At 57.1% G+C, this 11111-nt stretch carries 8 protein-coding genes; 3 read left to right on the top strand and 5 right to left on the bottom strand.

All coding sequences use genetic code 11. The features are described 5' to 3' along the window. The coding region (locus GSQ86_RS23205) for a class I SAM-dependent methyltransferase (RefSeq protein ID WP_216841251.1) at positions 1-334 on the bottom strand (334 nt) is incomplete at its 3' end. 660 nt (positions 335-994) lie between these two features. Between GSQ86_RS23205 and GSQ86_RS21790 the strand changes: the two genes are divergently transcribed. Next, positions 995-1186 carry a hypothetical protein gene (locus GSQ86_RS21790; RefSeq protein WP_158752256.1) on the top strand — a complete coding sequence of 64 codons (192 nt, stop codon included), beginning with the start codon at positions 995-997 and terminating at the stop codon, positions 1184-1186. Between the two features lie 136 nt (positions 1187-1322). On the opposite strand, the gene GSQ86_RS21785 is transcribed toward GSQ86_RS21790, so the two are convergent. After that, entirely contained in the window at positions 1323-2117 is a 795-nt protein-coding gene (locus GSQ86_RS21785) for a PP2C family serine/threonine-protein phosphatase (RefSeq protein ID WP_158752255.1), read from the bottom strand. A 54-nt stretch (positions 2118-2171) separates the two neighbouring features. Continuing rightward, on the bottom strand, positions 2172-4640 hold the full coding sequence (locus GSQ86_RS21780; RefSeq protein WP_158752254.1) for an ATP-binding cassette domain-containing protein: 2469 nt from the start codon (positions 4638-4640) through the stop codon (positions 2172-2174). Positions 4641-4917: 277 nt separating this feature from the next. Here GSQ86_RS21780 and GSQ86_RS21775 point away from each other — a divergent pair, with 277 nt between their 5' ends. After that, entirely contained in the window at positions 4918-6546 is a 1629-nt protein-coding gene (locus GSQ86_RS21775) for a serine/threonine-protein kinase (RefSeq protein WP_158752253.1), read from the top strand. A 199-nt stretch (positions 6547-6745) separates the two neighbouring features. Here the strand turns inward: GSQ86_RS21775 and GSQ86_RS21770 are convergent, their stop codons facing one another. Together GSQ86_RS21770 and GSQ86_RS21765 are read right to left on the bottom strand one after the other, a co-directional pair. Further along, positions 6746-7756, bottom strand: coding sequence for a CsgG/HfaB family protein (locus GSQ86_RS21770; RefSeq protein ID WP_158752252.1), 1011 nt, complete (start codon positions 7754-7756; stop codon positions 6746-6748). A 14-nt stretch (positions 7757-7770) separates the two neighbouring features. After that, entirely contained in the window at positions 7771-9195 is a 1425-nt protein-coding gene (locus GSQ86_RS21765; RefSeq protein ID WP_158752251.1) for a serine/threonine-protein kinase, read from the bottom strand. Positions 9196-9567: 372 nt separating this feature from the next. Here GSQ86_RS21765 and GSQ86_RS21760 point away from each other — a divergent pair, with 372 nt between their 5' ends. After that, on the top strand, positions 9568-10845 hold the full coding sequence (locus tag GSQ86_RS21760) for a hypothetical protein (protein WP_158752250.1): 1278 nt from the start codon (positions 9568-9570) through the stop codon (positions 10843-10845). The last annotated feature ends 266 nt before the right edge of the window (positions 10846-11111 follow it).

Raw genomic sequence — 11111 nt, 5'->3', positions numbered from 1 at the left:
CACTGAACAAGAGCCGGCCGCCCGGTTTCAGAATACGGAACAGTTCATGCAGCACCCCGAGCCGTCCGGGAACATGGCACATGACATCGTTCGCGAAGGCCGCGTCAAAGCTGACATCGGGATAGGGCAATCCCCGAGAAGCGTCGCAGTGCTCGAAGCGTACCCGGTCCGAGAGGTTTCGAGCATGCGCGAGTGCGTTGCCGTTGCGGAGGCCGTCGGCGTTGATGTCAACTCCCACCACGCGGCAGTCTGAGGTCTCAGCAATTTGCACTGCGTATCTTCCTGATCCACAGCCAATTTCCAGCACGCAGGAGGCTGGGGTGAGATCCAACATCTGAGGTATCTCCCTGGATTCTTCGTTTGTCACCCAGCTTGTCTGACCGAGATCTTCTCCATAGGTTGCAAGCCGGATCTGCCGATAGACATCTGTCTCGTAGTTGGAGTACGAATTATTGTATAAATCAACTTGTGGCGACATATTTTAGCGGATCCGAAAGTGAGACCCCGCACAGCAACGGGCCACGCTAACGCCTGCTGTGAATAGCAACGGGCCACCGGTCTCTCAATCGAAACATGACCGTCTCCTTCAATTATGCAATACGCCGGTTGGTAAAGATTTTAAAGACTGCGAGCGCCTTTGTTATGAGGGAAGGCTTGTCCGACATGTCGACTATTCGGACATGTAGCTCGCGCTCTATGGTCGATGAGTGCCTCGGCGATTTATCATCGATCGACGCTCTTTCATTGCTCTCTCTGGATTTACTAGAGACTGGAGCCCGTTCTCGAAGGGCCGATGTCCAGAATTGGCAAGGTCCTTCGGAACGGAGGTGCTCTTCTCTTATCCCTGTTTATGATGTTGATTGAGAGGACGAAGAAACTGTACTAAGCATGATGAACCCATATTCTATAAACCCTCCGGGAATCAGAGGTTGTCTTCGAAGAGCTCTGTCTTGCGATCCTGAAACGCCACTCGAATCGGCCCGACCTGAAACGGTTGGGAAAGAAGGGCGAGGAGCAGCTCGGAGTCGACATCTTCGACACCATGGGCGAGAGCCCTATGTACGGCGCGCAGTGCAAGCTCAAAGAACCCTCGAAGTCGCTCCAGCCGGCGGAGATCCGCGAAGAGGTCGAGAAGGCCGAAGACTTTCCCGCTAAGCTCGACTACTACACCATCATGACCACGTGAAAGGTCTCCGGTACCGCGCTGCTCAATATCCAGCAGATCAACCAGAAACCGGCATAATCAGCCTACATGATCATTTGGTTCTCTTTACCCAATGACCGATTCTGCGCAGATCCTCGCAGCCATCAGCTCTACTCGTTCAAACCATTCCGCTCGGTGAAACTCTGAAGAATATGATGCCGATGTTGTCCGCGCCTCCCGCCTCCAGCGCTCGACAAAGGAGGGCCTCTGCGGACTGCTCGGCTGTCAACAGGGGTGAGCTTGCAGTTTCGCGCAGAGCGTCTTCTTCCACATAGGCCCATAAACCGTCCGAGCATAGCAGCAGAGCGTCTCCGGCAGCCAACTTCGTCTCAGACAACTCCAACTCCACGGTTTTCTGGCCGAGGCTACGCGTGAGTACGCTCGCGTCGGGGTGGCTTCGGGATTGAGCATCTGAAATGATTCCGCGGTCCACCATTTTCTGGACGATCGAGTGGTCCCGCGTCAAGCGTGACATCGTATCCTCTCGAATGAGGTAGGCGCGGCTGTCGCCTGCGTGACCAATATGAGCGGTTGTGCCGCGCACAAGCGCCAGAACTACTGTCGAGCCCATCGATTGCCTCGTCGTCACTTGCTTGTCGCAAATTGCTTGATTAACGGTCTGCGTCGCACGTTGGAGGGCGGTGTTCGGGTCTGTACCACTATCCACAGATGCCAGGAAGCTTCCGTAGCCTTCGACAGCCGTCTGGGCAGCCAAAGCTCCGCCACTCAGTCCGCCCACTCCGTCTGCAACAACAAGAAGCGCTCCTAAAGGCATGGTGTAAATGGCCGCACGGTCCTGATTTTCTTCCCGCATCTTGCCTTTGTGACAGCGTACTGCCACATCAAAAGAAGGAGAGCTCTGTGCTTCATCGCCGTTGAATTTTTCCCTGACCCGGCCAAACAACTCTTTCATGCCCATCGATCTCTCCCGAAACGTTCGACGCACTAATACCAGAGAATGTCACTACTAAAGAATGTCGCGCATCTTTAGGAATGCAAGGGTCGAGAGCAACAGGACGACCAGCATCCCACCTAATGCGACCGCGGACCTGGCATAAGAATGACGGAGGCTGCGGCCATGATTGAGCGGAGCAGGTTCTTTCTGTCCGTCGTTAGTTTGGACCGCCTCAGGCATTTGCATCGTCGCGGCGTCAACCCCGTGTCCCCCCGAGGGGCACGCGTCCCATTTTTGCAGGCCGGGCAGATAGCCGCAAACATGTCCCCTGGCCTCGTCAACCACGTTGCGCTCAAAGGCCCACTTCGAGGGAACCGCGTAGCTGATCCACTGGGTGACGCCCGGCATTTTGTAGACTGCCCGAATACCGCCGCCCAAAGCTATAATTGGAAGCAGGACTACAGGTAGCAAGGCGATGGCGGTTTCGGTCGTTGGACTTCGCGCCGAAATCGCCAGACCGAGCGAGGCGCCCACCAGCGAAGAGAGGACCAGCAAGCCGGCTGCCTGGACGAAGCTGCCTTTCAATCCGCAGGCAAAATATACGATGCCCAACAGCACCAGGCATTGAAAGGTGCATAGCGCCGCCAAGACCGTAAATTTCGCGAAGACGTAGGAAGGTAGCTTGAGGTTTACCATGCGTTCTCGCTGGTAAACAGTCCACTCGCCGACGATGTCGCGAGCTGCATTATTGCAGCCAAACCATATAGCGGCGACGACCATCAGGAACTCAATCCCGGCGATGCTTGCGCCGAGTTCGCTGAACGCCTTGACCGCCGTCTGCAAGGAACCGGCAGTAGCCGACGTTGGAGCCGCGTCAACGAGACTGTGAATGTCCGGAGGCTCCTTCAACCCGCTGAACACCAGCACGATGAGTGCGGCAAACAATGGCGCCTGCAGCAGCGTAATCATCAACTGGGCCCGGTCTCTCATCTTAAGGATGAGGTTGCGGCGCAAGAGAGTGAACCATTGAGTGAAATTGAACCGTCGCGAGGCGGTGGACTGTTCCCGATTTCCGGCGGCCTTCCCGGCCCGGCCTTCGACAAACAACTTGTAATATTTGGATTGCTGGAAGCGCTCGCACCATTCCGACGTCTTCGCGCCGGCCAGCCCCGTCAACAACATCTCCGGACTGAGATCCTTCGTCGATTTGGCGGATTCCGTCTTTTCTTCTTTGTGGGAGTTATTGAAAAACTCGATCGACTCCGGGTACGCGGGACCGAAGTAGGCCAGCGCCCCGCACCCTCCGCGATCGCGCGAAATCATGATCAGATTGTCGAACTTCCGGTAAACGACAACGCTAGGCTGGTGGATCGTCGTGATGATCGTCTTGCCTTCGCCGGCGAAACGCTTCAGCAGGTCGACCACGCCTTCAGCATCGTAAGACGAAAGACCCGAGGTCGGTTCATCGAGGAAGAGCACGGGAGTATCGGTAATGAGCTCCATTGCAATGTTGACGCGCTTCCGCTGTCCGCCGCTTAGTACCTTTTGTTCGGGAGAACCGATCAACGTGTTCTTTTTGTCGAGGATGCCGAGTTGTTCGAGAATCGAATCGATCCTCTGTTCGATCTCGGCGTCCGTGAGATCGGTGCGCAACTTGGTCGAAAAGTAGAGCGCTTCCCGCACCGTGAGCTGCGAGTGGACGATATCATCCTGAGGAACATACCCCATCTGCAGCCGGAAGAGATCGTAGGACTTATAGAGATCTGAACTGTTGAACAAGACTTGTCCGCTGGCTGGCGGGGAATAACCGTTCAATGCCTTCAGGAGCGTGGTTTTCCCTGCGCCCGCCGGACCCATGAGCGCAACCATTTCCGACGGATAAACGGTGAAGGAGATCGGATCGAGAAGACGGGTCCCGTTAGGCGCGTTTACGGTGATTGCCGCGGCTTCGATGGAGACATTACCGTGATATTCGCGGCGTTCGAGTTGGCCCCCTTCAAGCACCCGGAAATGGAATTTGCCCAATTCAATTTCCTGCCCCGCCTTCGCCTCGACCTTGCCCGATACGGGCACACCGTCGACAAAAGTCCCATTGAGCGAGGAAAGGTCTTCGACAAAGATCCTGGTGCCCGACTTTGTAATTCGCGCATGGTGCCAGGAAACCAAAGGATCATCGAGCGGCTGATCGCATTGAGGGTCCCGGCCCAGCACAAAGGCCTCTTCTTTCAAGGCGACTTGCTCATAAGCGGCAGATCCGATGGCGGTGCCCTGTTCTGCCAGCAGACGGCTCACTGGAACTTTCAGCGAACCAAAATATACATTGTCATACGGCTGAACAACGGTTCGGCTGATCTTGTTTTGAATATGGTTCAGCGCGGTTCCGTTGCGCGAATTCAGATCTTCCAGAATGTATTCGCCGTTGACATACAGGATGCGCGCATGTTCCCAGGAGATGATGGGAAAATCCAGCACAACATTGGAATCCGGAGAACGCCCAATCCGGATGATCTTCGCACTCTGCGTCTCGGTCGGAAAAGGCATTGGACTGAAATCCTACCCGCGTCGGTCATAACAAGGTAATCCCATCCCGGACCGAAGACAAACCAATACTCCGCGAAATTTCATATTTTGCGGGGTAACCAATACATTGAATCGGGTAGATAAGACCCTTGAGAGAGCGCTTGATCTTTCAATAACGGGGCGATACCATCCCATTGACTCGAAAGATCGGCCAGATAGTACCACACCGGGCAGAAGCAATCTCTTCTAAACGGACTATGGTGCGAATATCCCCGGATAGACTTACGAGGACACGAATATGGGCGCAGAGGCCAACCAGCAGATTGGTGACTACGAAATCCTGGGTGTGCTCGGCAGCGGCGGCATGGGCAAGGTCTACCGGGTGCGGAATGTGATCTCCGATCGTGTGGAAGCCATGAAGGTGCTGCTTCCCGATCTTGCAGGGCGGCAGGAACTTGCCGCCCGGTTCCTGCGAGAGATCAAACTGCTCGCCAGCCTCAATCATCCCAACATTGCCACGCTCTGCACCGCGCTGACGTGTGATAACCAGCTCGTGATGATAATGGAGTACGTCGAGGGCGTTACCCTCGATGAATTGATCGGCCAGGGCCGGGTTTCAGTGGAAGATGGCACGAGCTTCATCTGCCAGGTACTAGCTGCCTTGAGTTATGCGCACCGGAAAGGCGTGATTCATCGCGATATCAAGCCTTCCAACATGATGCTAACCGCCGACCATGTGGTGAAGCTGATGGATTTCGGCATCGCCCGTTCAGCATCCGAGCGCAGTATGACCCAGACGGGCACCACACTCGGTTCGGTGAACTATATGTCCCCAGAGCAGATTACCGGGCAAGCCGTGGACGTCCGATCGGATGTTTACTCCACCGGCATTTCACTCTATGAGATTGTGACAGGACAGCGGCCGTTCAACGCCACCAGTGATTACGAGTTGATGGCGATGCATGTCAAGGAGTCGCCGAAGCCCCCAATGGAGCTGCGGCCATGGCTGCCGTCCAGCTTGAATGAGATCATTCTGACCGCCATCGCGAAAGACCCGAACGACCGTTTTCAGTCTGCCGATGATTTTCGCAACGCGCTGCTCAAAGCGCAAGGCGCGGCCGCAACCGGGCCGGAGCCATTTGCAACTGAGGCTCTGCCCTCCGCCCGAATGGCTACAGTGGTCGAGAGTTCCCCCTCGGGGCTGATTATCTCGCCCGCATCCGTGGCGCGTGAGATGACGCAGGTTGCCACCAGGGGATCGTCGGGCGCGCAGGCCGCGCAACCCGCGGCCCTGGCGAATCGTCCCCCAGCCGCCTCCGGGCGCAGGGCTGTGTCTATTGCCTCGGGCGCCATCCTAGGGTTGGCCGCGATCGGCGCCCCGACTATCTACCTGGCGAACCATCATGCATCGTCTAGAGCCTCCTCAAGTGCACCGACCGCGGACAATGGTGGCGCGGCGAATGTTGCGCCGGCCACTACCGCACATGCCGTTCCTGCCAAGCCAGCCGCGACTGTGATACCCAATACACCACACCCGTCGGTCGCGGTTAAGGCCCAGGTGGCTATCGCCGCTCCTGCCATGGCACCCGCGCCAAGACCTGAATACACGCCCCCGCCAGCAACGCCGACCTCGGCGACGACGATAAGTCCCGAGCTCCAGAAGCAACTCGACAATCTGGAATTGAGGATCGATACAGATACAACTCACGCCACCGCCATCAACAACAGCCTGAACACCATGCAGAGCCAGATGCAAAAGGATGGCATGTCGCTGCGAGGGGATGTGTCATCGCAGCAATCGGGCATGAATCTGAATCTGTCGAAGGCACAGAAGGCGCTCGAAGCCCACGACGCCGATCGTGCCGATCGCTTTGCCGGCTTGGCAGAAACTGATATTGCTCAGCTTCAGAAGTTTCTGGGCCGCTAAGTGCTCTTTGCAGGGTATTTTTCTTACCAGTCTGACGGTTGTGGCGCGGCCATTCTCAGTAGAGAAGAGTCACGCGACACCTCGCTGGTATGACCGGCATTCTAAAAATCGCAATCTATAGCATTCCTACGTCAGATGCATACCTGGCAACCCGCCGTCGCGATTTCCTGCAAACTCGATACTGGAAGTAAAAATACCTCTAAGAGGTTGGCGGCCGCTTGACGTGATCTCCAACCTGCGGTTTGCCGGTACCGGTAAACTTCGCAACGGAAGAATCCGGATCGACGCTGGTAACACTCAGTGTTCCGATCGGAGTTTCGATGGTACGCAGAACTTTGCCGGTGACGGGGTCCTTGATGACCTTCCCCTCTCGCACGACATTAAGCGAATCGCCTATCTTGATGCCGTCCTTCGAGCCCACGTTCAGGATGATGTCAGCTGTTGAGGCATCCGCAATTACTCCATCTAACGGCGGAGGCGGTGGCGGGGGTGGCGGAGCTGCAGCGGCCGCAGGCGGGGGAATCAGGCTGGCCTTGGAATCAAGACCCGTCGCAACCTGGGCGACCGATTGCTTCGTCGCCTGGCCTATTGAGGATTGCTGGAAGTTGGTGCTGCCCATGTCAAACTGGCCGCCTCCTCCACTCCAACCGTTACCACCCCCACCACCGCCCGTTACTCCGGACTTCTCTACTTCGCCCCTGCCGGTGACCGAAGCGAGAATCTCACCGGTATTCACGTCCACCATACGGGCCGTAATTTCGACGATGACCTTTTTCTTGGAGATGCCGAGCCCTCCGACCCCGCAGCCGTGCCAGACGGCACAGCCGGCGCTACTACCGCCATAGTGCTTGTCATCGTTGCCGAAAGCGGTGATATCACCAATGATCATGGCGTCTACGCCCAACAGACCGCCAATCTTCGCTGCGGTGGCCGGATTGGCGCGATCACTATTGGAGAAATTCTGTTCCTTAATGATCTTGTCCAGCGCCGAGCGCTCGATGACTCGATAGTCGCCGCCATCAACGAGCTGGGCGATCAACAGGTCGGAGATCCCCTTCCCGATGTCCTGGTCGGTGCCAAAGTAGGCCTGGACCTGCGTCCTAACCGTGGCATAGCCAAAGTCCATGACAGTAACTTTCCGTTTTTGCGCAGTCGATGGCAGGACGGCAAACAACAATCCAAGGATAAAAACTGCGAACTTATTTAACATTAAGCTTCCAGCTCCTATTGACTGAGTTTTGATTCAAGGGCCCATATATCGTTTTGCGCCTTTTCCATCTCCGTGCGTGAAGCAACTATATTCCTGATTTTCAGGTCGTCCTCGGCGGCTTGAAGATGGGAATGCATTTGAGTGTATTCTCGATCCATTTCCGGTCGCGCCCCTCTACCAGTTGCCGAATGGCGAGCGAGCTTGGCACGAACGGCGCTTGCCCTCGATTCCAGTTGAAGCTCCTGTTCGCGGGCCTGTGTATAGTCGCGGTCGGCAGCGTCGGCCGACGTTGGTGCGGCGGTTGAGGCGCGAACGCTCGATCCGTCGTCCGCCGGCGCACCCGTTTTCAGCAACAGAGGAAGCTCGACTGCGGCTCCAGCAATTACGATCACAGCGAACGCTCCGACCCCAACCCAGCCTATGCGGTTCCAGAAGGACGGCAGGTTGGGTAGCTGCGGTGCGGACTGGGGAGCGGCTCTCGCTGCCGGAGACGAAACTGGTGCAACCAAAATAGCGGCGGCTCGCCCTGGTGATGAGGATCGAGGGGCGATCGGACGAGCGAGGCCTGAAGGATTTGGCGCGGCAGCTCGGGGAAACCCCATCGGTTTTGGCTCAGGCCGATGGGCGGTCAAAGCCCGCAGCGCCTTGGCGAAGGCTTCGGCGGATTGGAAGCGCCCAGCCGGATCTTTGGCAAGCGACTGCAAAATCAGATTGTTTAAAGGCCTCGAAATGAGGGGATTGATTTCGATCGGCGACTGCGGCGCCATGTTGAGCTGCATGTGAACAATGCTGTAGACGCCGTTGGATTCAAAGGGACGCCGCCCAGTCAACAGCTCGTACAGCAGGACGCCGACCGAGTATAGATCCGACCTTGGGTCCACGGTGCCGCCACGCATCTGCTCCGGAGACATGTAATGCAGTGATCCGACAGTGGTCCCGGGGCGCGTAAGCCGAGCCTGGATCTCGGACTTTGCAATGCCGAAATCCATTAGCTTCACCACCCCCAACGGCGTTACCATCAGGTTGGCCGGCTTGATGTCGCGATGGACAACACCCCTCGCGTGGGCGTAGCTCAAAGCAGAAAGAAGCTGCAGCACATGACCCAGCGCTTCGTGCTGCGGGATGCGACCCCGTTTTACTTTATATTCAACAGTCTGACCCTCGACCAGCTCCATCATCATCACCAGCTGGTTATCGAGGTGGAAAGCCGTGCGGGGCCGCGCGATATTAGGATAGCTAAAGGCGGCGAGAATCCGGATCTCAGCCATGAAGCGCGCCGCTGTTTCGGGTTCGGCGGTGAGATCAGGTAAAAGGACCTTCATCGCCTCAATACGATCGGAAAGCGTATTCCGGACCCGGTAGACTTCCCCCATTCCACCAGTGCCGAGCACGCCTAAAATCTCGTAATCGCCGACGTTTTGGCCTACTTCCAATCCCATGCTGGCGGCCGCCTCTGGATTCCGGTTCTTAAACTAGATTCCGGCTCTTAAATTTGGGGAGAGGATTCCGGGCTTAAGAAGCGCGCTTCAGTCGATGCGGGACTTACCGCCCGGTAGTTCGACAAAGTATAGCCCTTATTTCCATGCGAGGACAACAATATCTTGGTGGATTTTCCGGCAATCCGGTGCGTACTTATCTTTCGCCCTATGCTATCCTTCGGCAATCACGCCGACCTCTGAATACAAGGCACACGAGCGTGAGCGATTGAGCCTTGCCCGGCTTGCGATACTCTGATTAGCACCCCGCTTATCTCTGCATACCCCCAACCGTTCCCATCGGTTGGGGGGAGAAATGGACACGCAAATCTGAAGGTGTTATCGAAATCCTTGATGACCATGGTGGCGCTGGCTGGAACGGCGATGGCGAGTCAACTGCCCGGCCCACAGACCCGGCCAGTCGAGGTTTCTATCGATACGGTGACCCTCGCGGATGTAAGTTCCGACCGCTTCCGCTTCGATGTACAAAGCCATGTCACTTCGACCCGAAGCCTAAAGATCAAACAAGTTCGCTTCGCACACATGCGCCTCGGGCGCCTCCCCGTTTACCTCAGTCCGCTGCGGCAATCTCTGACGCTGGACAAAGGCGACTCTTTGACCCTGCCGCCGATCCCGCTGACGATATACTTTCGCGATCTCGATTCGCTGGAACCGCTGGAGGAGGTGGTGCGCGATCAGAAGGCGGTAGTCGAAGGAAATGCCCGGGTCGACCTGGGCCTGGGTCTGGAACGAATCCTGGGCGGCGTCGCTCACGTCGACGTGCCCGTCAAGGTGACGATCCCGATGGAGATTCCCGGTGGCGTCGTAGGGCAGGCGGCCGCGCTCGCCACGCTGGGCGCGGCGCAGATTGCCCTCGACCTGGGCGGCTCCCCCTTGAACTTGCTGCGACAGTCGCAGAGGGCCTGGGAGTCGGAGATGCGGACGCGCTACATTCCCACCCTTGTGGTTGCGGAATCCAGGTACGCGCTGCGGTTGCCGAATAATCAGCGCGTGGACGTCGCGGTGCGCGGTCTGGGATTTCGAATCTCCGCAGACAGGTTTGTGCTCATCGGCGAGATGGTCGAGCCGTGGAAGTATGACGCCGATGTCGCCGCAGCCATACAAACTGGAGAAGCGTCCTTGGTGGAAGACGCCCGTGACTTGCTGGTCTGGCCCAGCCGCGAGGCGACGAATGCCAATACTGCGCGCTCGCTCTCGCGAGGGACCATTCAGTTCGACCATACGCCGGCAAAGACGGAGTCAACACGCGTCGTGGTTGGCAACAGGGACGTGAAGCTCCAGATTTTCCGCCGCGACTCCGACGCCAACTACGCAGTCCTGCGCTTCACCCGTCCGGAAGACAAAGGGCCGGCGATTTACTCGCCGGGACCGTCGGAACCATCCCAAAGTTGGGATCGTGTTACTTTGTTCCGGGTAGATGACGCCGGCAATCTGGAGTCCGTGCTGACACCGGCCCACCGCCAGGACAACCGAATCCTTCTCGACGACCATGTCGACGACCATGCGTTCGGATCGCTACTACTCTCTCAGCAAGGAGCCGTGGGCATGGTGCAGGAAGAGACTAGCGGGATGGTGCTGCGCACCGCCTGGTGACGCGAGATCCGTAACCTATGGATCTGCCGCAGAGCGGAGGCCGTCGGCGTAACCTTGATGATGTTGTTGCACTCGCAGCAACACACGGAGGACAACGTCTTTCCAGACCTACTTGGGAGCTTCCACTAAGCTCGATTTGGAATGCTCTTCAGGGCATCGCTGGAGCGCGAAAAAAGCCCCCATCAAGGCGGGTTCACTATCGGTTTGATTAATTGCCGATGAGGTTTATGCTTCGACTCCGCTCCGGTTCGAGCAGATCCAAGAAT

This window comes from Acidobacterium sp. S8 (assembly GCF_009765985.1).
In the GTDB taxonomy this organism is placed as follows: Bacteria; Acidobacteriota; Terriglobia; order Terriglobales; family Acidobacteriaceae; genus Alloacidobacterium.
Note: the sequence above shows the minus strand (reverse complement) of the source record. Positions and strands in the feature narration are given on the sequence as shown.